Origin of the sequence: Cryobacterium sp. GrIS_2_6 (assembly GCF_035984545.1) — a bacterium.
GTDB lineage: Bacteria > Actinomycetota > Actinomycetes > Actinomycetales > Microbacteriaceae > Cryobacterium.
Window position 1 is genome coordinate 2,261,736 of record NZ_JAXCHP010000001.1, and the last position, 25,033, is coordinate 2,286,768.

Below are 25,033 nucleotides of genomic sequence, written 5' to 3' on the forward strand. Positions count from 1 at the left end.
TACTTACTGCTGACTACGTCTTGGGCAGATGATCGATGGACGAGCAGCCGAGCCGCTCCTCCACCGGGACGTACAATCCGCCCTCGCTTACTTCGCGGTGGCCAGTTCTTCCTCGGCGATCGCCAGGAAGAGGGGGTCTCCGTGCGCCACCGGGCCTGAGGCGGGTGAGCCGATGGCCGGATAGCTCTTCGGGTTCGTGATGATGACTGGCGTCGTGATGTCGTATCCGGCCGCCTTGATCGCGTTGATGTCGAACTCGAGGAGGAGATCGCCTGCCTTGACCTGCTGGCCCTTCTCCACCTTCGGGGAGAAGTACTTGCCACTGAGCTTGACCGTGTCGATGCCGACGTGGATCAACACGTCCGCTCCATCCGCGTGCTGGAGCCCGATGGCATGCCCAGTGGGGAATGCCGCGACCACGAGTGCGTCGAACGGGGCGTAGAGGGCGCCGACGCAGGGAATGATCGCAACACCCTTGCCGAGGTCGCCGCCGGCGAAGACGGCGTCGGGAACCTCGCTCAGCGCAACGGCGGTGCCGTCGAGCGGGCTCAGCACCTCGAGGTCGGTGCCGTCCACCACTGCGGCGGCCTCGTTGGCCGGATCCTTGAATCCGAGGATCACGGTCAAGCCGAACGGCACGATGATGGCGACGAGTAGGCCCAGAATCAGCATCACGGTGTTTCCGGTACCGAACAGGGCGGGCAGCGCCAGCAGCGAGGGCAACACGAAGGCGTTCGCGGCGACGCCGCCGGCCGAGATCAGGGCTCCACCGAGGACACCACCGACGACACCGAAGACGAACGGCCGCTTGAGCGGCAGGTTCACGCCGTAGATGGCCGGCTCCGTGATACCGGCGAGGAAGCCCGACAGGGTGGCCGGGGCAGCGAGCGACTTCAGGTTCGAGTTGCGGGTGCGCACCCAGACCCCGGCGACGGCTGCAGCCTGTGCCAGCACGGCGGCGAAGAGCGGCGCGGTGATGTAGATCAACCCGGTGCTCTGCAGTTCGGCGGTCATCAGCGGGACGAAGCCCCAGTGCAGACCGAAGATGACGAAGACCTGCCAGAGGCCGCCCATGATGGCTCCACCGAGCCAGGGCACGACCGTGAAGACCCAGCCGATACCGCCGGCCAGTCCCGTGCTGATCAGGTTGGACAGCGGGCCGATGACCAGGAAGGTGAGCGGTACCAGGACGATGACCATGATCATGGGTGTCACGAATCGGCGAATCGCGGCCGGTAGTGCGGCATAGAACAACCGCTCTCCATGACTCTGCAACCACACGATGACGATGATCGGGATGACGCTCGTCACGTAGCTGACCATCGTCACCGGGATGCCGAAGAAGGTGATGTCCGGCACGCCGTTGAGCGCGACGATCGAGGGATACACGAACGAACCGGCGATGGCGAGCGAGGTGAACTGGCTCGCGTTGAAGTACTTCGCCGCGGTGATCGCGAGCGCAAGCGGCAGGAAGTTGATGAAGGCATCCGAGAGTGCGTTCAGGATCGTGTACGTCGTCGTCGTGTTGTCGATCCAGGCGAACGTGACCGCTGCCGCCAGGAAGGCCTTCAGGAGGCCGGTGCCCGCGAGCGCCCACACGAGCGGGGTGAAGATCGCCGAGATCATCGCGATGAAGCGGTTGACGAGGTTGCCCTTCGGGCCGTCCTGGGCGGCCTGGCCACCGGAGGAGGAGGTGCCGCCGAGCTTCGAGATCTTCGTGATCTCGGCGAAGACCTCGGGCACCTCGTTGCCGATGACGACCTGGTACTGACCACCGACCTCGGCCGTCGCGATGACGCCGGGGGTGGCCTTGACCGCCACCTTGTCGACCTTCGCGTCGTCCTTGATGACGAATCTCAGTCGCGTCGCGCAATGCACGAGCGACTGGACGTTTTCTTCGCCGCCCACACCCTTGAGGACCGCAGCTGCGGTCTTGGAGTAGTCCATCGGTCTCATTCACCTTCCGCCGCGACATCGCGACTTCCATGCTCAGGAAGCGATCAACCGGTGTTTTGGGCAAAAAAAAGACCTGAACTCATTCATCGCCATACTGGCGATGCGAATTCAGGTTTTGCCCGCTGATGCGGTAACAATCCGAAAATGCTTCCACGGGGCGTCGTCGCCCTGCGGTCTCAAGGTAGCACACGATCAGGTGGCGGCGCCATCCACCATCTGGTTTGCCAGTCGCTCGACGTGCACGATCACGTACACGAGCTCTTCGTCGGTGAGGTCGGAGCCCGTGGCGGCACTGACGTACGACTTGACGTCGGCGGCGATGGCGTAGGAGCGGGGGTAGCTGTGTTTGGCGAATTCGAAGAAGGACGTGTCCGAGCCGCGCATCATCGACTTCGCCACGAGCCGCTGCAGGAGGAATTGGATGCGCAGGATGAACCGCGCGTAGTCCGGGCTCGCCGTGTCGAGGTGCACGCCGAGGCCGCCCTCGACCGTCGTCACCACGTGCTGCACCCGACGGAAGAGCAGTGCCGAGCAGTGCCGCGGTTCCATTGGGCTCGTCCCTGGTCGCGGTGAGGAGATGCACGATGAGGAACACCGCTTCCTCATCCGGGAGGGCGGTGTCCAGGCTCACGCTGACCGATCGGGCCATTGCCGTCGCGGCGGCGAACTCCTGCGGATGGAGGACGCGCAATTCGGGCATCGACGTCGTGGGGATGCGGATGCCTTTCTGCATCCGTTCGAGCACGAATTGGATGTGGTCGATGATGGCGAGCGGCAATCGGCGACCGAGGCTTCGGCCCAGGGTCCTTTCGGCCTCGTCGACGGCCGTCGTGACGGCTTCGATCACCGGATACGGCACCGAGGCAAGAAGCTGGCGGGCGTGATCGGCATCGCTGCCCTGATCGAGGACGAAGGTCTTCTCGACCTTGGCGGGATCGATCGTGTCGATGGGAAGCAGTTGGAATCCCAGCCCGCGTCCCATCAGCACCCGTTCCTGACCGGACTCGGCACGGGTCGCACCAAGGCCGAGCAGGCGCTCGACTTCTCGCTCGATCGGTTCAGGGTCGTGTGCGGACTACCGGCTGATGAAGGTCAGCGACTGGACCGCATAGCCGACGGCTCCCTGTCGATCGGTGACGGCTACGACCAGTTGATGCGCGCCGTTGGCGAAGTCGTTTCGGAATACCGACCAGGTTCCGTCCGGCCTGACGGTTGTCATCATGGTTTGACCAGACATCCGGATCCGGACAATGGAGCCGGGAGATGCGGTCGACGTTCCGGCGAGGGTGCGCACGGCGTTGTTCGCCGTTGCTACTGCTCCGCCAAGGATTGCAACGACGGCGGCTGAATTGTTCGTGGCGAGCACACGACTGTAAGCACCGGTGTCGCCGGACTGGTCCGCAATCGACTGCACGACGACGTAGTCGCAATCGGCCGCCTGCGCAGGCTGCATGCTCCAGACACCGTACTGGTGGATGGAAGCCGAGAGGCTCTGGCCGCCGACGATGACGACCGCGTCTTCGTTGCCGGAAAGGGCAGCACAGCCCTGAGTGACCACGGGTTCGCTCGTTCCCGCACCGGTCGCCCGGACTGTCAACGTCATGTTCGCGGAGCCGGAGCGGCCTGCAACGTCCAGCACATCAACCTTCACGGTATAGGTCGAGTTCGGCAGGCGGTTGAGTCGGATTCCCCACATGCCGCCGGGCTGGACGAATGCTGTGAGCACTTGGCTGGCAACCGTCACGGTAACCCGGGTGCCCACGGCCGCGCTCGTCGTGCCCTGGATGACCTGGTCAGCGTAGTCCACAATCCAAGTCCCGTCGATCGGGAGAGACGGAACCGCCGGGACCACGTCGACGGTCAATCTCTGCGTGCGCGAACCAACATTTCCGGCGGCATCCGTTGTCGACGCCCTGACGGTGACGACGCCCACGGCGATCTGGCCGAAGGTGACAGCCCAGGTTCCAACGCCGGCGACAACTGCCGTGCGGGTCTGCGCTCCGAGAACCACGGTGACCAGGGTGCCTGCGGGAGCCGTGGTGGTGCCGGAGACGACGGGGCTGTTGTTCGTCGTGGATGCCTTCGCACCGCCATTGATCTTGATCAACCACGCCGTCGAATCGATGGTCAGGGACTGCTTCGCGGTGACCGTGCCTCCCGAAGGAGTGCCCACCGAGGCTACAACGGTGTACAGCCCCTCCGGAACTTTGGCCGCGGTGACGGACCAAGCTGCATTGGCGCGGACGGTGGTGGTCAGGACCTGCTTGCCGAGCGTGACCGTGACGGCCGTCCCAACTGCGGCGGTGGATGTGCCGCTGATCGTCGGGGTGCGGTCGTTGGTGACCAGGCTGCTACCACCCGTAAGGGTGATGGTGACCGACGGAGTCGGAGTAGCCGACGGAGTAGCCGACGGAGTCGGAGTAGCCGACGGAGTCGGAGTAGCCGACGGAGTAGCCGACGGAGTAGCCGACGGAGTAGCCGACGGAGTAGCCGACGGAGTCGGAGTAGGTGTCACGGGCGGTGCGTCGAGGGCTCCGAAAGAATTGTTACTCAGGGTAACGGCTGCTGTGGTGCTCAGCGCTCGACCGTCAACGCTGGTGCCGGCGCCGACCGTGACGGCAGCGGCACTCATGATTGTGCCGACGAAATGCGAGGACGCTCCGAGCGTCACCGCACCGGCGACCTGCCAGAAGATGTGCGAGGACTGCGCTCCGTTGGCGAGCACCATGGTGGTCGACGCAGTCGTGTTCAATGCTGCGCTGGACTTGAGCACGAAGTAGGCATTCGTGTCGTTCTGCGCATCAAAAGTGAGAACACTCGTCATACTGAACGCGGCAACACTGCCGTAAACGCCAGGAGTGATTGTGAGGCCGCCCAAGGCGCCAGGAATCGTGGTGGCCGGGGTGAGCAGCACCGTCGCGTCATAGGCCTTGACGAGAGCGTCATGCGCGGCGACTGCAGCTGCGTCGTTCGAATGAACGCTTCCGCCGACCGTGGCCGTGGCGATTCCGGTCATGTCGACGCCGGGGCTGACCCCCACATTGCCGGGGATAACGCTGGCACCCCCATTCGTCACTGCTTCCCCGGCCAAGACTGAGTAGCTGGAAGCAGCGCCCAGATCGACGGGAACGGTCGTGGTCGAGGCGAACGCCGGTGCTGACGAAAGGCCAAGGATTACGGCGGTCACCGTGATGGTGCCGAGAACACCGTTCAGGGCCCGACGGGACGATTCGAAGGCGACCGGATCAGAGGAGTGGAATTTTGCGCGCAGCATGAGTGCCTTTCACGGCGAGGGATGCCAGACGGGCGGTCTAGACGCTGGTTCACACCTCGCGGCGGCAGGACGCCGACTGCGAAGAGAAAGGAAAGAACAACAAAGGAGAACAAACACGGCTTTGGGAAGGGTGCGGAAGACGACACGTGACTGCGTTCCCACGCTGTGATTGCTGTGCCATATTGCTCAGGCATTAGGACAGTAACACGGGCGCGTGCCCCGTTTGGGGGTCTTCGGGTGATCTTGCGGCAACATTGCGACAACGCGGGTTTTGGTGCGGGCGGCACTGCGCCTGAGGTCTCGGCTTGCCCACGGTAGGAGTGAACGACCTGGCCACCGTGCAGGATGCCTGCAAGAACGTGACGGTCCCGCTGTATTTCCTCGCACGGTCGTCGCGGATCCTCCTGAAACAACCGAGGCAGGTACGATCACGCACCCCATTTCCGGAATACCTGATCCATCGCCGGAGATGTGGGTGATCACCCGAAAACCAGAAGAGTGCCATGTGGCCGCGATGACCGGCGAGCGATCCCCTCGGGGGTGCAGCCTCTCCGACTGACCATTCCATCTCTCGGACGAGTCGATTCCCCGCACGGAACGTCCGACTGATGGCCGTGGGTGCCCTCTGCGGCCACTCACCGATCCAGTCCTCCCCGGCGTTCGCCACGTCGCAGAGCGCTGGGGTCTGGTCAGGGACGGCCACGACCGGAACGCTACCTGCCCCGACCAGCATCGTCGTGCTGTCGACGAGCGCTTCCGATGTTCCTGTCACGTGGACGGGGTCGACGGGAGCGACTAGGTACTTCGTCACTCGAAGCGACGGGACAAACTACGTGCCCGCACGCAACTCGGCTTCGGGGGCCCTGCTCACGACAAACTCGTGTGTCGATCACACGCCGAGTGAGGGCACCTTCACGTATACCGCCGTCGCTGCCTACCGGTCGTGGACCGCCGTCGGAGATCCGAGCAGACCGGTCACGATCACATCCCCCACGCTTGTGGCGTTCGCGGTGGACCCCGTCAACAACTACCGATTGTGTAAGCTCCGTCGAGACATTGAGCATCCGTCAGACATCAGCACTCCAGGGTTTGGCACCCGGTAGGCCTCCGGTCGAAATCCGAGGGAACATAACCAACGATGCCGATGAGCACCTTAATCAACGCCATCACGTTCATTATCGTCGCCCTCGGCAAGGCACACGGTGCTGCAGCAGGGAGTTGCGACGCAAGCGACTACGTGATCGACAAACCGCGCATGCGAGTCGACCGAGTCCTGGCAGCGCACGACACCCTCGAATTCACCGGCGCCGTCATCAGCCTCGTCGACAAATCAGTGAACCAGAACGCGTGTCGGGGCTCCACAATCCGACTGCAATACAACACCACACCTTGACACGGCGCACTCCGCCGATTCGCACGTGATGATCCGGCCAGGCTTCAGGACGGTCGGCGGGCGGACAGCACACAAAACTCGTTGCCCTCCGGGTCCGCGAGGACCACCCAGGACACGTCCCGCTGTCCGACGTCCGCACGAGTCGCCCCGAGACCGAGCAGACGCCCGACCTCGGCGGCCTGGTCGTCCGGGACGAAGTCGAGGTGGAGACGGTTCTTCACGGTCTTTCCCTCGGGCACAACGCCGAACAGCAGGGTCGGGTGCCCACCCTCAGCCGCGGCGAGTTCAAGCTCGTCGTCGCTCTCGCCGACCACGATCCAGCCGAGTGCCTCCTGCCACCATCGCCCGAGCACTTTCGGGTCGCGACAGTCAACGACGACTTCTTCCCAGAACAGCGACATGCCGGACACACTACGCCGGGCCGCGACCCCAGGTCCAGACGCTGAGCATTCCGGGTGCAGCCATAGCGGTACCGCGCTCGGCTCAGGCCGCCAGGTGAAACGTGCTCGCGAAGCGACCGAGGAGGGCCCGGCGACCGCGCAGCACCTCGACGACCCCGGTCTCGATCGCGCGCTTCGGGGCAAGCTCACCGGAAATGAGCCGACGGATGCCCGGCCCAGCGGCGAAGGCGAGGTCGACGGGCCCGTCCCCGCGCGTCACATCGAGGGTGGAGCCGACCACTCGGATCAGAAGCTCGGCATGACCGAACCGCGCTGCATACGCGGTCGCCGGGAGCTGCTCCGCGACCTGCGGCCGAAAGGCGGTCCGGAGGTCCATCGTCATCGCGTCGGGGGTGATCACCTGCTCCTCCCGCGGATCGCCCAGGGACTTGAAGCCCCACGCCCCGAGTGCGAGCACCACGGGCTCGAGCTCACGGCCGTACGGCGTCAGCTCGTAGACGATGACGCGCGAGTGAGGCACCCGTCGGATGATGCCCGCCGCCTGCAGTTCCTTCAGCCGTACGGCCAGGATGTTGCTCGGGATCCGAGCGAGTCCCCCGGCGAGTTCGCCGTAGCGGCGCGGCCCGACGAGCAGGTCGCGGACGATGAGCAGGGTCCAGCGCTCTCCCACAAGCTCCAGGCCTCGCGTGACGCCACCGTATTGACCATAGTCGCGTGCGGCCATCGACCTCAGTCCTGCTGATTCGCGAAGGCTTCGGGGCCTTGAGCGGCTGCTACCGGGTCCATCCAGCCGAACTCGAGGAAGTTGCCGTCGGGGTCGTTCAGCTGGCGCTGGTACATGAAGCCGTAGTCCGACGCCGGTTTGGGCTCAGAGCCTCCAGCGGCGACGCCGTCGGTGACGGCCTTGTCCACCGCCTCGCGACTGTCGAGGAAGATTGCGGTCGACACAGAGGGGTTCACGGCCGGATCTCCGATCGGAAGGTCGGTGAAGGTCTGGAAATACTCGCGGACCAGGATCATGAAGTAGCTGTGGTCTTCCTCGACGACGACGCAGGCTGCGTTGTGGTCCGAGAAGGCCGGGTTGATGGTGAATCCGAGCGCCGTGTAAAACGCTTTCGCGCGCTCCAGGTCGGTCACCGGCAGGTTGACGAACATCGCGGTCATCGTGTCTCCTTGTAGAGGTTTCCATGTAGATTGACGTCATACTTGCAAAAAACAAGTGTGCTGTCAAGACCTCTGTCGAGCCCTTCCGGACGCGTGCGCTCAGCCCGTCCCAGCGCACCCGGGTCTACCGGGGTGGCGGCGTCGTGTCGTAACGTTGGCGATATGACGATCTCGCTCGGATATCAGATTCCTAATTTCACCTATCCGGGCGGCGTCGAGTCGCTGTTCGACACCGTCGCCGCCCAGGCGCGCGAAGCGGAGGCCAGCGGATTCGACACGGTTCTGGTGATGGACCACTTCTATCAGCTGCCCGGCATCGGCACGCCCGATCAGCCGATGATGGAGGCGTACTCGACGCTGGCCGCGCTGGCGGTGTCGACCAGCACCATCCAACTCTCCGCGCTCGTGACCGGCAACACGTACCGCAACCCGACCCTGCTCGCCAAAACCGTCACCACCCTCGACGTGATCAGCCACGGCCGCGCAATCCTCGGCATCGGGGCTGGCTGGTTCGAGCTCGAGCACGAACAGCTCGGTTTCGATTTCGATACCTTCACGGAGCGCTTCGAGAAGCTCGACGAAGCTCTGCAGATCATCCACCCCATGCTGCGCGACGAGCGGCCCGAGGTCACGGGCAAGTGGTACCGGGCGCACGGGGCGATGAACGTGCCACGGTTCCGTGAGAGCATCCCGATCATGCTGGGCGGGCAGGGCGAGCGCAAGACCTTTCGCCTGGCGGCGCGATACGCCGACCACATGAACATCATCTGCGCGATCGACGACCTGCCGCATAAGCTGCGGGTTCTGAAGCAGCGCGCCGAAGAGATCGACCGCGATCCGTCGACGCTGAAGACGAGCTACCTCGCCAGCGCGGTGATCGTCGAGACTCAGGCTGAGGCAGACGCTATTCTGCAGTCGCTGCCCGAGGAACGACGTAGCCGCGCCTTCGTGGGCACGGCGACCACGGTTGCGGAGCGAGTTCAGACCGAGATCCTCGATGCGGGTGTTGACGGTGTCATCGTGAACGCCCCCCTCAACGGCCATGTGCCCGGTGTCGTGACGGCACTCGGCGAGGCACTCGCCCCGCTGGTGCGAGTGCCTCGCTGACCAGCCTGCCGCTGAGGCTCCAGCGATTCATTACAACGGCGTCACCTTGGGAGCCACCAAATAATGACTGACACGACCAGCCAGGCCATCGTGCCCACGAGCCACCCGATTCGGCGCCTCCTCGCCGACTGGACCGTCACCGCGCTCGACGGCCCTGTCCCCCCGGCCGTGCGCCAGCACACAATTCCGGCAACCGTTCCGGGCTCGGTGCACACCGACCTCCTCGCCGCGGGCCTCATCCCCGACCCGTACCTCGACGGCAATGAGCAGTTGCTCGGCTGGATCGGACTCACTGACTGGCGATACACTATGACCTTCGTCTGGCAGCCGAACGGCAGCACCCAGAGCGAGATCGTCTTCGACGGTCTCGACACGATCGCGACGGTTGAACTCAACGGCCACCGGATCGGCGTGACAAGGAATATGCACCGCCGTTACCGATTCGACCTGCGCACCCACCTGCGCGCCGGCCTCAACGAGCTCGCCGTCACGTTCTCCTCTCCGATCCGGGCGGCGGATGCCGCCAGCCTCGAACTCGGCTATCGCTCGCACGTGAACCACCACCCGTACAACGCGATCCGCAAGATGGCCTGCAGCTTCGGCTGGGACTGGGGCATCGACACGAGCACATCGGGTATCTGGCGCCCGGTCGCCCTCGAATGCTGGGCGACGGCGCGGTTCGAGTCCGTGCGCCCGATCGCCACCGTGGACACCCTTGTTCGGGCAGACGGGACGGCCCGGCACTCGGGCACGGTAGCACTGCACGTCGAGGTCGCCCGGGCGAGCGATGCAGATCTCATCGTGACGGCATCCATCGGAGGCGTGGCCGGCTCGGCCACTCTGAACGCCGGCCAAACGAGCGCGGTGGTGACACTGCATGTTGCAGAGGTGTCGCTGTGGTGGCCGCGCGGCTATGGCGAGCAGCCGCTCTATGACGTCGACGTGACGCTGCACGGTTCGGGCGCGGACGACGCCGAATCGGGCGAACTCGATTCAGCACATCGGCGAGTAGGCTTCCGCACCGTGTCGTTCGAGACAGAACCGGATGCGACGGGGACACCGTTCACGATCGCCGTCAACGGGCGGCCGGTCTTCGTTCGCGGAGCCAACTGGATCCCCGACGATTCCTTTCCACACCGTGTCGACCGGGCCCGGTACAAGGACCGGATCGAACAGGCCGAATTCGCCAACATCAACCTGCTCCGGGTCTGGGGCGGCGGTATTTTCGAGGCGGACGACTTCTTCGAGCTCTGCGACGAACGCGGCATGCTCACCTGGCAGGATTTCCTGCTGGCGTGCGCCGCCTATGCCGAAGAGGCGCCCCTGTCCGGCGAGATCGAAGCGGAGGCGCGCGACAACGTGGCCAGGCTGGCGTCGCACCCGTCGCTGATCGTGTTCAACGGCAACAACGAGAACCTTTGGGGCCACGAGGAGTGGAACTGGAAGAAGAGACTGGATGGCAAGACCTGGGGCGCGGGCTACTACTACGAGCTCTTCCCGCGCATCGTGGCCGAACTGGCGCCGCACATCGGATACACGCCGGGAAGCCCGTTCAACCCGGGCGGCACCGACGGTCTCGGCCGTGACGGAACACTCACGCCGAACGATCCGGACAACGGCACGATGCACATCTGGGACCTGTGGAACCAACGCGACTACCCCGCATACCGTGAGTACACGCCCCGCTTCGTGGCCGAGTTCGGCTGGCAGGGCCCACCGACCTGGTCGACCATGCGCGCATCGATCAGCGACTCCCCGCTCACTCCCGAGTCCCCCGGCATGCTGGTGCACCAGAAGGCGATGGAGGGCAACGTGAAGCTCACCGACGGCCTGCTTGCCCACTACCCGTTGCCCGACGACATCGACGACTGGCACTGGGCGATGTCACTCAACCAGGCCAACGCCATCGGCACCGCCATCGAACACTTCCGTTCCCTGCACCCACACTGCATGGGCAGCATCGTCTGGCAGCTCAACGACTGCTGGCCGGTCACGTCCTGGGCGGCCGTCGACGGCTATGGGCGACCCAAGCCGCTGCTCTACGCGATCCGCCACGCGTACGCCGACAGGCTGGTGACCATTCAACCGCGCGCCGGAGGAACGCTGGCCGTGGTCATCGTCAACGACGAGGCTTCACCGTGGTCGGGCGAGCTCATCGTCCGACGCCTCACAGACGCGGGAATCGTGCTCGCCGAGCACGCGGAACAGGTCACCCTGCCCGCGCGGTCCACGGTGACCGTGCCGCTGCCCGCATCCGTCTCCACGACAACGGATGCGGCAGCGGAACTCCTCAGGGCCGAGCTCACCGGGGTGCGTGGCCACTGGTTCTTCGCCGAGCCCCGCGATACCCGGCTCGGAGCCCCATTAATGTCATCGTCGCTCGAACAGGTCGCAGACGGCTATCGCCTCACGGTGACGGCCGCAACACTCACCCGCGATCTTGCCGTTTTGGTGGACAAGGTGGACCCGGCCGCGCGGGTCGACGACATGCTGATCACGCTGCTCCCGGGTGAGAGTGCGGTGTTCAGCGTCCGCTCCGAGGTCGAGCTCGACTGTGCGACCCTGACCGCACCGACGGTGCTGCGCAGCGCGAACCAGCTTGTGCGGCCGTGATCCCGCCGACGAGGAGGACTGCCGCCGTGCAGCAATCCGTTCTGAGTGAGCCCGTCTGCCCCATGACTTGGGGATGGACCGGCATTCGCGGAAGCTGGACCACGCCGGAAGCCGCGGACCGATGCGGCTGATGCGGGACCACGGCACGAACTGGGCAACACTCGCCTACGCGGCCAGTGTGCACAGGAGCCCCGAGCGGACCCTCCAGAGCGACGAACTTCCACGGAATCAGGCGGACGTTCGGTGCCGGATGATGGTGCCCCCGCTGGGACTCGAACCCAGACTGTGACGATTTTAAGTCGTCTGCCTCTGCCATTGGGCTACGGGGGCGCGTCCGAGTACATCCGGGCTGAGAGAACTCAGTCCGAACGGACTCCGACGCTTCAAGCGTAGGTGCTGCCGGAGCAGCCGCTTACTTGGCGGGCGTGGTCGCCTCGGTCGCGGCATCCGTTGCCACGGTCGCAGGCGCGGCGGCGGGAGCCTTGACCGGCGTCTTGCGCGGCGCGCGGGGCGCCGTGACCTTGGCTGCCGGGGCGGCGGCGGCAGGCGCTGCCGGCACGGTGACCGGTGCAGGCGGCGTGACCGCAGCGGAAGCGGCCTTCGCCGGCGCCGCGGCACCCGCGGCGGGCTTCGGGCGGGAGGCGAACTCGACGAACACGGCGCGCGGGGTCTCGACGGCGGCGAGGGACACAATGTCGCGACCGAGGAAGAAGTTGTTCACCCAGCCCCAGACGACGCGCAGCTTGCGCTCCCAGCTCGGCATGGCGAGGCCGTGGTAGCCGCGGTGCGCGATCCAGGCAAGCGGGCCCTTGATGGCCAGCTTGCCGGACTGGAAGACACCCTGTCCGACACCGAGACCGGCGACGGCCCCGAGGTTCTTGTGGATGTAGTCCTTGGGGCCCTCGCCGCGGAGGACGGCGACGATGTTCTTGGCCATGAGCTTGCCCTGACGCACCGCGTGCTGGGCGTTCGGAACGCAGAAACCGCCGACTCCCCCGCCGCTGAGGTCGGGGACGGCGGTGATGTCGCCGGCGCCCCAGGCGTCTTCGATGATCTCGTCGGCGGTGCCGACGCGGAGGTCGGGGCGCACCTGCAGGCGGCCGCGTTCCTCGATGGGGAGGTCGGTGTGACGCACGATGCCGGGGTTCGCCATCACGCCGGCGGTCCAGACGATCAGGTCGGTCTCGAACTTCTCGCCGGTGGAGAGCTCGACGACGCCGTCGACGGCGCTCGTCAGCTGGGTATTCAGGTGGATCTTCGCACCGCGCTTGTCGAGGTTGTCGATGACCCACAGGCTCGTCGGCACGGACACCTCGGGCATGATCCGGCCCATCGCCTCGACGAGGTGGAACTGGATGTCGTCGAACCCGATCTGCGGGTAGGACCCCAGCAGCGAGGTCGCGAACGAGCGCAGTTCGGCGAAGACCTCGATGCCGGCAAAGCCGCCGCCGATGACGACGAAGGTGAGCAGGCGGTCGCGCTCGGGTCCGGCGGGGAGCAGGGAGGCCTTGTCGAAGTTGGTGAGCACAGTGTCGCGGATGGCGACGGCTTCCTCGATGGTCTTGAGTCCGAGCGCCTGGTCGGCGACCCCGGGGATCGGGAAGGTGCGCGAGACGGCTCCTGCGGTGACGACGACGATGTCGTAGTGGAACTCATACGGCTCGCCGACCGGCGGGGTGATCGTCGCGGTCTTCGACGCGTGGTCGATGTGGGTCACCTTCGCGGTGACGACGTTCGTCTTCGAGAGGTGACGGCGGTGCGCGACCACGGCGTGACGGGCTTCGATCGAGCCGGCGGCAACCTCGGGGAGGAAGGGCTGGTAGGTCATGTACGGGAGGGGGTCGACCATGGTGACCTCGGCCTCGCCTTTTCGCAGCCACTTCTCAAGCTTCCAAGCGGTGTAGAAGCCCGCGTAGCCGCCACCGACAACGAGAATTTTTGGCACGATAAGGGTCCTCCTACATGATGGAATATGCGAAAACTTACCGATTCGATCGATTTCGCTTGAGCCGCCGAAGAGCACCTATGCCGAACAGCGTTACTAGGATAGCAAACCCCAACAGGACGAGAAGCGGAACGGTGATATAGGTCAGGGTCAGCTCGGTCGGCAGCCAGGGACTCGCGGCGGTGTCGGTCGGCAGCGGCGGGTCGCTGCTCGGCACGGCGCGGGCAACGGGTGCGGCCGTCGGTGCTTTCGTCGGGACCGTGTCGATGCGCCGGTGCAGGTGGATCCAGTCCTGGAGCAGGGCCGTCGGTGTCGGAGACGTCGAGGGCGCCACGGACGCGGTGACCGCGGCGGCCGCATCGATCAGGCCGTTGCCGTAGACGGGGCTGGGGACGACGTGGCCGTTCGGGTTGGCGGTCGCGATCACCCGGTTCATCACGTCGGCGGCGTTGAGCTTCGGGTAGGCGGCGCGCACGAGGGCGACGAGGCCGGAGACGATCGGGGCGGAGGCACTCGTGCCGCTCCACTGCACGTACCCGCCGTTCGGCACCACGCCGACGAGTTGTTCGCTCGGGGCGGCGACGGCGATGGTGATGCCCTGTGAGGAGGCGTCGAAGCTCGCGGTCTTGTTGCGGTCGACGCCCCCGACGGTGAGCACGCCGGGGATCGTCGCCGGGGCGCCGACCTCCGTGGTGCCGCTCCCCCGGTTTCCGGCCGCGGCCACGACGACGACGTCATGTTGGAACGCGTACAGGAAGGCGTCGTCCCAGCTCGACGGCCAGTCGAGGGTGTTCCGGGTCAGCGACATGTTGATCACGTCGGCGCCATGGTCGACGGCCCAGCGGATGCCTGCCGCGATCTGGTCGTCGTTGCTGAGCTTTGCGCCGCTGCTCCCGAATGCGACCGACACCGCGAGAATGGACGCCTCGGGTGCGACGCCGATGACTCCTGTCCCGTCCGCGGAACCGCGGCCGGCCATCAGGGATGCGACCAGGGTGCCGTGCTCGCTGCCGTCACCCACCGGGGTCTGGCCGTTGCTCGAGCCCAGGCCCGAGACATCCGTGCCACCGACGACGGCGCCGGCGAGTTCGGGGACGCTCGTGCTCACCCCGGTGTCGATCACGGCGACCGTCACGCCGGCGCCCTTGGTCGTTGCCCAGGCCTGAGTGAAACCGTAGTCGTTGAGCCAGTACTCGAGGTCGCGCACCTGGTCGGCGTGCGCGGGTGCCGCGTCGCCGACGACGGAGGCGCCTCCCAGGACAACGGTCAGAGCCACCGCGAGCGCGGCGCCGAGGCGCCTCTGCAGCAGGGAACGGGTCACGCGTCCGCCGCGGAATAGTCGAGGCACTCGCAGACGGCCGGAGTCCAGGCTGCCCGCGCGAGCGCGAGGTCACCGATCGGGTTGACGCCGGGGCCTGCGGCGAGCGAGTGTGCGGCGAGGGCGTGCAGGCACTTGACCCGGTCGGGCATGCCGCCGGAGGAGATGCCGGCGATCTCGGGTACGTCGCCGAGCATGGCGCGATCGGCGAGGAATCCCGCGTGGGCGCGGCGGTACTGGTCGTGGACGGCCTCATCGTCGGCGAGCAGCTGATTGAACTCGTTCATCACCTGGGTCGCTTCGAGGAAGGAGAGCGCCGCGGTCGCGGCCGGGTGGGTCAGGTAGTAGAGCGTGGGGAACGGCGTGCCGTCGCTCAGCCGGGGCGCGGTGGCGACGACGGTGGGAGCTCCGCACACGCAGCGCGCCGCGATGCCGACGGCGTCGCGGGCCGGGCGGCCGAGCTGTGCGCTGACGATCTTCAGGTCGTCGGCGGTGACGGGCGCGAACGGCGGCCGGGTCACTGGGTGGCCTGGGGGGCGAGGCCGGCGGTCATGACGGAAGCGAACATGGACGATACCCAATCGATGTCGGTGTTCTGGATGGCCGTGGTCGCGGCGGGCGCGGCGGCAGCGGCGGCCGGCAGCGGCAGGTCGTTGATCACGAGGAAGCTCACGTCGCCTGGCAGCACATAGGACAGCCGGGCACGGGCCTGGGTCGTGACGTATGTGCGGTCGTTCCAGCGCTCCCGCTCGGTCTTGAGCTGGTCGACGGTGGTCTGCTGCTTGTTGACGTCCGCGGTGAGCCGGCTGATTTCCTGCTGCTGCTCACCGTAGGTGCGCAGGCCGGGGGCGAGCACGACGACCGCGAGGATGAGGATGCCCATCATCATGAGCGAGAACCCGGACAGGCGCAGGCCGCGAAGCCAGCCGCTCATCGGGGTCTCGTCGAAGCCGAGCGCGACGGGCTGCCGTTCGGTGCGTTTCGCGGCCATGGCAACTCCTTTCGCGGATCCTCGCCGGTTCTCACCGGATAAAAAAACAGAGCCCTCGAAGCGCGGGATTCACCCCGCGCTTCGAGAGCTCCAGTCGAAACTAGGCCTTGAAACGGGGGAAGGCGGAGCGGCCCGCGTACACGGCGGCCTCGCCCAGCTCTTCTTCGATCCTCAGCAGCTGATTGTACTTGGCAACGCGCTCGGAGCGGGCAGGCGCTCCGGTCTTGATCTGGCCGGCATCCGTCGCGACCGCGAGGTCGGCGATGAAGGTGTCTTCGGTCTCACCGGAGCGGTGCGAGATGACGGTCGTGTAGCCGGCGCGCTGCGCGAGGGCAACGGCGTCGAGCGTCTCGGTGAGGGTACCGATCTGGTTGACCTTGACGAGGATCGAGTTGGCCGTGCCGAGGGCCAGGCCCTTGGCGAGACGCTCCGGGTTGGTCACGAACAGGTCGTCTCCGACGATCTGCACGAGGCCGCCGATTTCGGCGGTGAGGTGCACGTAGCCATCCCAGTCGTCTTCCTCGAGCGGGTCTTCGATCGACACGAGCGGGTAGGACTTGACGAGGTCGACGTAGTACGCGGACAGCTCCTGGGCAGAAAGTTCCTTGCCCTCGAAGTGGTAGACGCCGTCCTTGTAGAACTCGGACGCGGCGCAGTCGAGTGCCAGGCCGATGTCCTTGCCGGGCGTGTAGCCGGCGTTGGTGATGGCTTCGACGATGAGGTCGAGTGCGGCACGGTTGCTCGGGAGGTTCGGAGCGAATCCACCCTCGTCGCCGAGGCCGGTGGAGAGGCCCTTCGACTTGAGGAGGGCCTTCAGGGCGTGATACGTCTCGGTGCCCCAGCGGAGGCCCTCGGCGAAGGACTCTGCACCGAGCGGGACAACCATGAATTCCTGGATGTCCACGTCGTTGTCGGCGTGCGAGCCACCGTTGATGATGTTCATCATCGGGACCGGAAGGGTGTGCGCATTCGGGCCACCGAGGTAGCGGAACAGGGGCAGGCCGGCCGAGGTCGCTGCGGCCTTGGCGACGGCCAGGCTCACGCCGAGGATGGCGTTGGCGCCGACGCGGTGCTTGTTCTCGGTGCCGTCGGTTTCGATAAGTACGGCGTCGACGATGCGCTGGTCGGTGGCGTCGAGGTCCTCGACTGCCGGGCCGAGCTCGTCGATAACGGCGTCGACGGCCTTGAGGACGCCCTTGCCGAGGTAACGCGACTTGTCGCCGTCGTGAAGTTCATAAGCTTCGAACGCACCGGTGGATGCGCCCGACGGAACGGCGGCACGGCTGACGGAGCCGTCATCAAGCAATACCTCGACCTCGACGGTCGGGTTGCCTCTGGAGTCGAGAATCTCGCGCGCTACTACTGCCTCAATGAGAGCCACAGCTATCTCCTGTTTCCTGTTATTTCCTAATGGGTGGGGTGTTGGTATGGGGGGAACGTGCAGGAAGACGTCACTGTGTTCCAATCATGTAACAGTCTAGCGACGGAGGCTCCGAGCGCGGGAATCAGCCAGCGAGCGGGCGGAAATCGAGTCCGGCGGCATCCGCTGTTTCATCGGTGACGAAGGCGTACCGCCCGTAGCCCGCCTCGGCGGCACGACCGAGCAGGGCCTTGAGGTTCTTGGTGCGGTGTTCGAGCCGCACGCGCAAGCCCTCGGCGACGAGTGCGGTTTTCAGGGCGACGAGGCGACCGGGGGCCGCGTCCTTCTCGTGAATGAGCACAACGGCGTTCTCGGCGGACGCGCCGGTGCCGCCGAGCAGGTCGACGATGCGTTCGAAGCCGATCGAGAAGCCGCACGCGGGAACGTCGACGCCGAGGAATCGGCCGATCATTCCGTCGTACCGGCCGCCGCCGCCGAGCGAGTAGCCGAGATCGGGGTGCGCGATCTCGAAGATCGTTCCGGTGTAGTAGCCCATGCCGCGCACAAGCGTCGGGTCGAACACAAGGTCGGCGCCGGGGAGCGCGTCGCGGAGGGCGAGCAGGTCGGCGTATGCGGCCCGGTCGAGCCAGGCGGGTGCTGCGGAGGCATCGGGTCCCGTGGCCGAACCGAGCAGGTCCCAGCCTGCGGAGGCGATCGAGCGGAGGGTTTCCGCGATGCCGTCGGTGGGGATGCCGAGGCTGTCGAGTTCGGTGACGACGCCGTCGACGCCGATCTTGTCGAGCTTGTCGATCGTGATCAGGGCCCGCTCGAACAGATCCGCCGGGACCTGCCAGTAAGCGAGCAGGGCGGTGAGGATGCGGCGGTCATTGATGCGCACCGAGCAGCCGGTGAGGCCGAGGGCGTCGAGGGCGGCCATCGTCGCGGTGATGAGCTCGATCTCGGCGAGCGGGCCCGCCTCGCCGATGATGTCGATGTCGCACTGCACGAACTGGCGGTACCGGCCCTTCTGCGGGCGTTCGGCCCGCCAGACGGGGGCGATCTGGATCGCCCGGAACACCGTGGGCAGGGCGGCGCGGTGCGTCGCGTAGAACCGGGCGAGCGGGACGGTGAGGTCGAAGCGGAGGCCGAGGTCGGCGAGGCCGAGCAGGTCGCCGGACTCCGCGGCGGCGAGGGCATCGGCAGGGGCGAGTCCGCGCTTGAGCACCGCGAAGCCGAGCTTCTCGTTGTCGCCGCCGAGGCCGGAGTGCAACCGGGCGGAGTCTTCCATGACGGGGGTCTCGATCTCGTCGAAGCCGTGCGCGGCGAAACTGCGCCGGATCACACCGAGCGCGTGCTCGCGACCGGCCTTCTCAGCGGGGAGGAAGTCGCGCATGCCGCGCGGCGGGGTCACCTGTGTTGCCATGGAATCCATTGTCTCAGGTCGGGCCGGGCGGCCCGGCCCTGTGGCGATTCAGTCGTTGTCGGCGGGGAGCCCGATGATGCCGGCATCCGAGAAGTCGGTCGAGGCATCCGCCGCGCCGTCGAACCCCGCACTGTCGAGCCCCGCACGGTCGAGCTCTGCGCTGTCGAGCTCTGCGGAACGGATCTCGTCCTGGAGCCCGCGCACGGCGGTGCGCAGGGCGCGTTCTGAGTCGAGGCCGCGAGCCTTCGCCGCGGAGACGATCGCGAGCAGCAGCGGGCCGAGCTCGTCCTCGCTCTCGAGCGGGAGCGGGAAGTCGGCGCCGTCCGCATCGAGCAGCCCGATCTTCTGGGCGCGCCCGAGCACCTTGTCCGCCAGGGCGAGAGCGGGCATGCCCTGAGGGATTCCGTCGAGCACACTCGTGCGGCCGGGCTTCTCGGTGGCCTTGAAACCGTCCCACGCCGCGGCGACGTCGTCGGCGGTCGCGAGGTCGAGGTCTCCGAAGACGTGCGGATGCCGGCCCTCGAGTTTCCGGGTGAGGCTCGCGGCGACATCCTGCAGGTCGAAGTCCTCGCCGGCGGTGTGTGCGGCGAGGTCGGCGTGGAAGAGCACCTGGTAGAGCACGTCGCCGAGTTCCTCGAGGAGTTCCTCGCGGCCACCGGCCTCGATCGCCTCGACCAGCTCATGGCTTTCCTCGAGCAGATAGGGCACGAGGGAGGCGTGGGTCTGCTCCATGTCCCAGGGGCAGCCGTCGGGGGCGCGCAGCCGCGCGACCGTCCGGATCAGGACGTCGATCGGGGTGTCGATCGGGCTGGCGTCGGTCACGACTTCCTCCTCGGGTTGGGGTTCTGCGTGGTCGTCGGTGCAGCCTTGGGTGCAGCCTTGGGTGCAGCCTTCGGTGCGGCGCCCGGCGCAGCGGGCTCCTCGACGGGACGGGGGAAGATCGCGGCGAGCAGGGAGCCGGCCCAGGCGATCAGGGCCGCGTCGCCGAGCGGTTCGTCGTTGATCCGCGGCATCGGCACCATGATCGCCCCGGTTGCGACGGTGTACCGCGAGCCGGGGTACATCCGCTTCAGGCGCACCTGCATCGAGTCGGCGAGGTCGGCCGAGGCGACCCGCAGGTTGGAGCCCATCGCGACGACCTCGCTCAGGCCGGCCTGCTGGGAGAGCCAGCGCAGCCGGGAGACCAGGATCAGGTTCTGCACCGGCTGCGGGGGTTCGCCGTAGCGGTCGGTGAGTTCCTCGAGCACGAGGTCGATCTGGTCCCTGGCCGCGGTCGGCGAGCTCGCCGCGGAGAGCTTCTGGTAGGCCTCGAGGCGGAGGCGCTCGCTGTCGACGTAGTCCTCGGGGATGTGCGCGTCGACGGGCAGCTCGAGCCGGAGCTCGGTCTGGCCCTCTGCGACGTCGCCGCGGAAGGCGCTCACCGCCTCGCCGATCATCCGGAGGTAGAGGTCGAAACCGACCCCGGCGATGTGCCCGGCCTGTTCGCCGCCGAGCAGGTTGCCCGCTCCGCGGATCTCGAGGTCTTTGAGGGCGACCTGCATGCCGGCGCCGAGCTCATTGTTCGCCGCGATCGTCGAGAGCCGGTCGTGGGCGATCTCGGTGAGCGGCTTGTTCTCGTCGTAGAGGAAGTACGCGTACGCGCGCTCCCGGCCCCGGCCGACCCTGCCGCGCAGCTGGTGCAGCTGGCTCAGCCCGAACTTGTCCGCCCTGTCGATGATGATGGTGTTCGCGTTGGCGATGTCGAGGCCGGTCTCGATGATCGTGGTCGAGACGAGCACGTCGAACTTGCGCTCCCAGAAGTCGACGACGACCTGTTCGAGCTGCGCCTCGGGCAGCTGCCCGTGTGCGACGGCGATCCGGGCCTCCGGCACGAGTTCGGCGATGTGCGCGGCGATCCGGTTGATGCTCGAGACCCGGTTGTGCACGACGAAGATCTGGCCTTCGCGGAGCAGCTCGCGCCGGATCGCGGCGGCGACCTGCCGGTCGGAGTACGGCCCGACGAAGGTGAGGATCGGGTGCCGGTCCTCCGGCGGGGTCGCGAGGGTCGACATCTCGCGGATGCCCGTGACCGCCATCTCCAGGGTGCGCGGGATCGGCGTCGCGCTCATGGCGAGGATGTCGACGTTGGTCTTGAGCTTCTTGAGGGCGTCCTTGTGCTCGACGCCGAACCGCTGCTCCTCATCGATGATGACGAGGCCGAGGTCCTTGAAGATGATCGACCCGGTCAGGAGGCGGTGGGTGCCGATCACGAGGTCGACGGTGCCGTCGAGGATGCCGGCGACGGTTTCCCGGGATTCCTTCTCAGTCTGGAACCGGCTCAGCGCGCGAATGTGCACCGGGAACCCGGCGAAACGTTCCTGGAAGGTCTCCATGTGCTGGCGCACGAGCAGGGTGGTCGGGACCAGGATCGCGACCTGCTTGCCGTCCTGGATCGCCTTGAACGCGGCGCGCACGGCGACCTCGGTCTTGCCGAAGCCGACGTCGCCGGAGAGGAGCCGGTCCATCGGGATGGGCCGTTCCATGTCGGCCTTGACCTCGTCGATCGTGGTGAGCTGGTCGGGGGTCTCCGCGAACGGGAACGCCTCCTCGAGCTCGCGCTGCCAGGGGGTGTCGGGTCCGAAGGCGTGCCCCTTGCTCGCCATCCGTGCCGAGTAGAGCTTGACGAGCTCGACGGCGATGTCCCGCACCGCGTGCCGGGCCTTCGACTTCGCGCTCGACCAGTCGCTGCCGCCCATCTTGCTGAGCGCGGGCGCCTCGCCGCCGATATACCGGCTGACAAGGTCGAGCTGGTCGGTCGGCACGAAGAGCTTGTCGCCGGGGTGCCCGCGCTTGGACGGCGCGTACTCGAGCACGAGGTACTCGCGCTTGGTCTTGACCGGGTTCCGGCCGCCGCTCGACACCTCGCGCTGGGTCAGTTCGACGAACCGGCCGATGCCGTGGGTCTGGTGCACGACGTGATCGCCGGCCTTCAGCTGCAGCGGGTCGACGACATTCTTGCGCCGGCTCGCGAGCTTCTTCACCTGGCGGGCGTCATAGCCGACCGTGCGGCCGTAGAACTCGGACTCGCTGACGAGAGTGAGCTTCGTCTCTGCAAGCTCGAAACCGTGGTCGACGGATGCCTTCAGCAGGTACGCGATGCCGGGTTCCGGCTCTGACGGCCATTCGGTCACGATCCGGGCCGGGAGTTCGTGCTCGGCGAGCACCGCAGCGGCTCGTTCGACGAGCCCGGCACCCTGGGCGAGTACGCCGACGGTCCAGCCGTCCTTCATCCGGCTGCTGAGGTGCCCGATGGCGCCCTCGACACTGCCTTGGAAGCTGGGGACCGCCTCGCCCTCGACCCTGATGGTGAGGAGCTCATCGATTTCGCGGTGCTCTGGCAGCACCGGGGCATCCGTCGGGGCAGCCTGGAAGGAACTGAAGGTCCACCAGACGTGCGCGGAGGCCGGCGCGCCGGGAGCCGTGTGCGTGACCGATTCGCGCAGCCGGCCGAGGGTGAGGAAGTCGCCGGACTCGAGGTCGATCGGGGCGTCGGCGCCCGCGGTTGCTGCGCTCCAGGCCGCGCCGAGGAACTCCCGGTTTGTCTCGGCGAGGCTGATCGCCCGGCTGGCGACACGTTCGGGCGAGACCACGGCGACGGCGGCTTCGGCGGGGAGGTAGTGCGTGATCGGCACGAGCCGGTCGACGAGGGCGGGCGCGAGGCTCTCCATGCCCTCGACAGGGATGCCCTCCGCGATCTTCGCGAGGAGGCCGGCGAGGCTCGGGAACTCGTGCTGCATCTCGCGGGCGCGCTGCCGCACGGCGGGGCTCAGCAACAGCTCGCGGCTCGGCGGCAGGCTCACCGAGGCGACCGGTTCGGGCAGGGAGCGCTGGTCGGCAACGGAGAAGGCGCGGATCTGTTCGACCTCGTCGCCGAAGAACTCGACCCGGGACGGATGCGGGGCGATCGAGGGGAACACGTCGAGGATGCCGCCGCGCACGGCGAACTCGCCACGGCGGGTCACCATGTCGACGCGGGTGTACGCGAGTTCAACGAGCTGCACGGCGAGCGCGCCCAGGTCGTTGCCGCGGGCGCCAGCTGTGAGCACGACGGGCGCGAAGTCGGTGAGGTTGTCCGCGACGGGCTGCAGGGCTGCGCGCACGGATGCGATCACGATGAGCGGGCGGCGAAGGGCCGGGTCGGTATCCTCCCACTCCCGCATCCGCCGCAGTGCGAAGAGTCGCTTGCCGACGATCTCTGCACTCGGGCTCAGCCGCTCGTGCGGGAGCGTCTCCCAGGCCGGGAAGCCGATGATCTCGGCGTCTTCGGTGAAGCAGTCGAGGTTGTCGTTCAGGTATTCGGACTCTCGGCCGGTCGCGGTGATGACCAGCAGGGCCGGGGCCTTGCCGAGCCGGGCGCGCTGTTCAAGGAGCGCGGCGAGCACGGGCGCCCTGAGGCCTTCGGTGAGCGAGAAGTCGGCGTCGCGGCCCGCGCACGCGAGGGCTCGGTCGAACGTGGAGGCGCGCGAAAGTGTGGCAATTACGCCGTGGAGGGTCACCCGGCAATTCTACGCAGCACCGCCGACAGTTGCCTTTCCGGTCGACAGTCGCCGCTACGCCGGCGATTCTCGACCGGAATGGCGATTCTCGTGGGCGGGACGGTCACTGTCGCGGGCGGATCAGGGCGCGTGGAACTTCTGCTGCGCGGCGGTGACGCCCTCCGCTGCGATCAGCTGGATCGCATCCGCTGCGTCTTCGAGCAGGTTCGGCAGGGTCTCGCGCTCGACCTTGGAGAAGTCGTGCAACACGAAGTCGGCCGGTGCCTGGCGACCGGGCGGGCGGCCCAGGCCGAGGCGGATGCGCACGAAGTCCTTCGTGCCGATGGCAGCGATGATGTCGCGGAGCCCGTTGTGGCCCCCGTGACCGCCGCCGACCTTGATCTTGAGCGTGTCGAACGGCAGGTCCAGCTCGTCGTGCACGACGATCAGGCGATCCGGTTCGAGCGAGTAGAACCGCAGCAGGGCGGCAACCGGACCGCCGGACACGTTCATATAGGTGTTCGGCGTCGCGAGCACGAGCCCGGGGCCTCCGGGGAAACTGCGCCCGGAGGCGACCGTCGCGTTGGTCTTGTGGGTCTTGAAATTCGCCGACAGTCGGTCGGCGAGCACGGCGGTCACCATGTGGCCGACGTTGTGGCGGTTTCCGGCGTAGTCGGGCCCGGGGTTGCCGAGCCCGACTACGAGCCAGAGATTCTCGTCCAGGGAAATCCTCCTTGTTCGACGAGATCAGGTGAAACGTGTGAAGCGGATACTACTCGGCGGGGGCTTCCTCGACAGCGGCCTCGGCGTCGGCGTCAGCGTCAGCGTCGACCGCTTCCTCTTCCTCGGCCTCGGGCAGGTGCACGCTGATGACGACGGCGTCTGCATCGGAGATGAGCACGGAACCGTCGGGAAGGACGATCTCGCCGGCCTTGATCTGGGCGCCCTCGTCGAGGCCCTCGACGTTGACGACGATGTTCTGCGGGATGTTGGTCGCCTCGACCTCGAGCAGCAGGCTCTTGATGTCCAGGTCGATGACGTTGCCGGCGATGATCTCACCGGTCAGGTGCACGGCGACGTCAACCTGAACCTTTTCACCCTTGCGGATGACGATGAGGTCGAGGTGTTCGATGATCTGACGGACCGGGTCCTTCTGGACGTCCTTGACGAGGGTCAGGTGGGTCTCGCCGTTGACCTCGAGCTCGAGCACCGCGTTGGCGCGACGCAGGATCAGGCCGATCTGGTGGGACGGCAGTGCAACGTGCACCGGGTCGGTGCCGTGGCCGTAGATGACGGCCGGGATCTTGCCGAGCACGCGCAGCTTGCGGGCCGCACCCTTGCCGAACTTGGTGCGCAGGTCGGCATCGATCTTGTTGTCGATGACCTTTTTGTCCTTGGCCTCAGCCATGATGTGTCTCCTTGTCAGGCCGCTACGGCCCAGATCAGTTGCGCAGCCGATGGCCGCGCGTATGGGTGCTGGTTCAACTCGAACGCGTGTCGCGTGAGGAAAGGCCGTGAAGCATTTCGCCGCGTCGATAACGGATGCCGAGCGTGCGTCACACGCCTGGCAGCCC

Annotated in this window: 19 protein-coding genes, 1 tRNA gene and 1 pseudogene; 3 read left to right on the top strand and 18 right to left on the bottom strand. The window is 66.8% G+C overall.

The window, feature by feature from the left end; all coding sequences use genetic code 11:
• Positions 1 to 87: 87 nt before the first annotated feature.
• From RCH22_RS11210 to RCH22_RS11225, 4 genes and pseudogenes are all read right to left on the bottom strand, one after another.
• Entirely contained in the window at positions 88 to 1,947 is a 1,860-nt protein-coding gene (locus RCH22_RS11210) for a beta-glucoside-specific PTS transporter subunit IIABC (protein WP_327014038.1), read from the bottom strand.
• A gap of 201 nt (positions 1,948 to 2,148) precedes the next feature.
• Positions 2,149 to 2,505, bottom strand: a complete 357-nt coding sequence (locus RCH22_RS11215) for a PRD domain-containing protein (RefSeq protein WP_327014039.1) — start codon at positions 2,503 to 2,505, stop codon at positions 2,149 to 2,151.
• Positions 2,506 to 2,584: 79 nt separating this feature from the next.
• Positions 2,585 to 2,938 (bottom strand): annotated as a pseudogene (locus RCH22_RS11220) (PRD domain-containing protein); the annotation flags it as partial.
• A 93-nt stretch (positions 2,939 to 3,031) separates the two neighbouring features.
• Positions 3,032 to 5,230, bottom strand: a complete 2,199-nt coding sequence (locus RCH22_RS11225) for an ice-binding family protein (RefSeq protein WP_327014040.1) — start codon at positions 5,228 to 5,230, stop codon at positions 3,032 to 3,034.
• A 1,144-nt stretch (positions 5,231 to 6,374) separates the two neighbouring features.
• Here RCH22_RS11225 and RCH22_RS11230 point away from each other — a divergent pair.
• Positions 6,375 to 6,623 carry a hypothetical protein gene (locus RCH22_RS11230; RefSeq protein WP_327014041.1) on the top strand — a complete coding sequence of 83 codons (249 nt, stop codon included), beginning with the start codon at positions 6,375 to 6,377 and terminating at the stop codon, positions 6,621 to 6,623.
• A 44-nt stretch (positions 6,624 to 6,667) separates the two neighbouring features.
• Here RCH22_RS11230 and RCH22_RS11235 read toward each other — a convergent pair whose 3' ends face one another.
• From RCH22_RS11235 to RCH22_RS11245, 3 genes are all read right to left on the bottom strand, one after another.
• On the bottom strand, positions 6,668 to 7,024 hold the full coding sequence (locus RCH22_RS11235) for a VOC family protein (RefSeq protein WP_327014042.1): 357 nt from the start codon (positions 7,022 to 7,024) through the stop codon (positions 6,668 to 6,670).
• An 82-nt stretch (positions 7,025 to 7,106) separates the two neighbouring features.
• The gene (locus RCH22_RS11240) at positions 7,107 to 7,748 is read right to left on the bottom strand and encodes a helix-turn-helix domain-containing protein (RefSeq protein WP_327014043.1); all 642 of its coding nucleotides are present in this window, start codon (positions 7,746 to 7,748) and stop codon (positions 7,107 to 7,109) included.
• Between the two features lie 5 nt (positions 7,749 to 7,753).
• Positions 7,754 to 8,188 (bottom strand): VOC family protein, encoded by a 435-nt coding sequence (locus RCH22_RS11245; protein WP_134448278.1) that lies wholly within the window; start codon positions 8,186 to 8,188, stop codon positions 7,754 to 7,756.
• A gap of 162 nt (positions 8,189 to 8,350) precedes the next feature.
• On the opposite strand from RCH22_RS11245, the gene RCH22_RS11250 reads away from it, so the two are divergent.
• Both RCH22_RS11250 and RCH22_RS11255 read left to right on the top strand, forming a co-directional pair.
• Positions 8,351 to 9,295, top strand: coding sequence for an LLM class F420-dependent oxidoreductase (locus RCH22_RS11250; RefSeq protein WP_327014044.1), 945 nt, complete (start codon positions 8,351 to 8,353; stop codon positions 9,293 to 9,295).
• 63 nt (positions 9,296 to 9,358) lie between these two features.
• Positions 9,359 to 11,908 (top strand): glycoside hydrolase family 2 protein, encoded by a 2,550-nt coding sequence (locus RCH22_RS11255; protein ID WP_327014045.1) that lies wholly within the window; start codon positions 9,359 to 9,361, stop codon positions 11,906 to 11,908.
• A gap of 254 nt (positions 11,909 to 12,162) precedes the next feature.
• Here RCH22_RS11255 and RCH22_RS11260 read toward each other — a convergent pair.
• The 11 genes from RCH22_RS11260 to RCH22_RS11310 form a co-directional block, all read right to left on the bottom strand.
• A tRNA-Leu gene (locus RCH22_RS11260) sits at positions 12,163 to 12,238 on the bottom strand.
• Positions 12,239 to 12,320: 82 nt separating this feature from the next.
• Complete coding sequence (locus tag RCH22_RS11265) at positions 12,321 to 13,853, bottom strand: FAD-dependent oxidoreductase (RefSeq protein WP_327014046.1); 1,533 nt, start codon at positions 13,851 to 13,853, stop codon at positions 12,321 to 12,323.
• 37 nt (positions 13,854 to 13,890) lie between these two features.
• The gene (locus RCH22_RS11270; protein ID WP_327014047.1) at positions 13,891 to 15,174 is read right to left on the bottom strand and encodes a S8 family serine peptidase; all 1,284 of its coding nucleotides are present in this window, start codon (positions 15,172 to 15,174) and stop codon (positions 13,891 to 13,893) included.
• A complete protein-coding gene (locus tag RCH22_RS11275) occupies positions 15,171 to 15,692 on the bottom strand; it encodes a DUF501 domain-containing protein (protein WP_134448272.1) in 522 nt (173 codons plus the stop codon). The genes RCH22_RS11270 and RCH22_RS11275 overlap by 4 nt, the downstream gene beginning before the upstream one ends.
• Positions 15,689 to 16,162: a septum formation initiator family protein gene (locus tag RCH22_RS11280; protein ID WP_327014048.1), complete on the bottom strand. Its 474-nt coding sequence runs from the start codon at positions 16,160 to 16,162 to the stop codon at positions 15,689 to 15,691. Before RCH22_RS11280 ends, RCH22_RS11275 begins: the two co-directional genes overlap by 4 nt.
• Before the next feature lie 100 nt (positions 16,163 to 16,262).
• On the bottom strand, positions 16,263 to 17,543 hold the full coding sequence (eno, locus tag RCH22_RS11285; protein ID WP_134448268.1) for a phosphopyruvate hydratase: 1,281 nt from the start codon (positions 17,541 to 17,543) through the stop codon (positions 16,263 to 16,265).
• A gap of 124 nt (positions 17,544 to 17,667) precedes the next feature.
• Positions 17,668 to 18,945 carry a histidine--tRNA ligase gene (hisS, locus tag RCH22_RS11290; protein WP_327014049.1) on the bottom strand — a complete coding sequence of 426 codons (1,278 nt, stop codon included), beginning with the start codon at positions 18,943 to 18,945 and terminating at the stop codon, positions 17,668 to 17,670.
• Between the two features lie 48 nt (positions 18,946 to 18,993).
• Positions 18,994 to 19,767, bottom strand: coding sequence for a MazG family protein (locus RCH22_RS11295; protein WP_327014050.1), 774 nt, complete (start codon positions 19,765 to 19,767; stop codon positions 18,994 to 18,996).
• A complete protein-coding gene (gene mfd, locus RCH22_RS11300) occupies positions 19,764 to 23,480 on the bottom strand; it encodes a transcription-repair coupling factor (RefSeq protein WP_327014051.1) in 3,717 nt (1,238 codons plus the stop codon). The genes RCH22_RS11295 and mfd overlap by 4 nt, the downstream gene beginning before the upstream one ends.
• 120 nt (positions 23,481 to 23,600) lie before the next feature.
• Positions 23,601 to 24,182: an aminoacyl-tRNA hydrolase gene (gene pth / locus RCH22_RS11305; RefSeq protein ID WP_134558198.1), complete on the bottom strand. Its 582-nt coding sequence runs from the start codon at positions 24,180 to 24,182 to the stop codon at positions 23,601 to 23,603.
• Positions 24,183 to 24,231: 49 nt separating this feature from the next.
• The gene (locus tag RCH22_RS11310) at positions 24,232 to 24,867 is read right to left on the bottom strand and encodes a 50S ribosomal protein L25/general stress protein Ctc (protein WP_327014052.1); all 636 of its coding nucleotides are present in this window, start codon (positions 24,865 to 24,867) and stop codon (positions 24,232 to 24,234) included.
• Between the last annotated feature and the right edge of the window lie 166 nt (positions 24,868 to 25,033).

Coding starts and splice junctions, on each gene's coding strand:
- RCH22_RS11210 (WP_327014038.1), bottom strand. CDS start 1,947: ATGGACTACTCCAAGACCGCAGCTGCGGTCCTCAAGGGTGTGGGCGGC.
- RCH22_RS11215 (WP_327014039.1), bottom strand. CDS start 2,505: ATGGAACCGCGGCACTGCTCGGCACTGCTCTTCCGTCGGGTGCAGCAC.
- RCH22_RS11225 (WP_327014040.1), bottom strand. CDS start 5,230: ATGCTGCGCGCAAAATTCCACTCCTCTGATCCGGTCGCCTTCGAATCG.
- RCH22_RS11230 (WP_327014041.1), top strand. CDS start 6,375: ATGAGCACCTTAATCAACGCCATCACGTTCATTATCGTCGCCCTCGGC.
- RCH22_RS11235 (WP_327014042.1), bottom strand. CDS start 7,024: ATGTCGCTGTTCTGGGAAGAAGTCGTCGTTGACTGTCGCGACCCGAAA.
- RCH22_RS11240 (WP_327014043.1), bottom strand. CDS start 7,748: ATGGCCGCACGCGACTATGGTCAATACGGTGGCGTCACGCGAGGCCTG.
- RCH22_RS11245 (WP_134448278.1), bottom strand. CDS start 8,188: ATGACCGCGATGTTCGTCAACCTGCCGGTGACCGACCTGGAGCGCGCG.
- RCH22_RS11250 (WP_327014044.1), top strand. CDS start 8,351: ATGACGATCTCGCTCGGATATCAGATTCCTAATTTCACCTATCCGGGC.
- RCH22_RS11255 (WP_327014045.1), top strand. CDS start 9,359: ATGACTGACACGACCAGCCAGGCCATCGTGCCCACGAGCCACCCGATT.
- RCH22_RS11280 (WP_327014048.1), bottom strand. CDS start 16,162: ATGGCCGCGAAACGCACCGAACGGCAGCCCGTCGCGCTCGGCTTCGAC.
- hisS (WP_327014049.1), bottom strand. CDS start 18,945: ATGGCAACACAGGTGACCCCGCCGCGCGGCATGCGCGACTTCCTCCCC.
- RCH22_RS11310 (WP_327014052.1), bottom strand. CDS start 24,867: ATGGCTGAGGCCAAGGACAAAAAGGTCATCGACAACAAGATCGATGCC.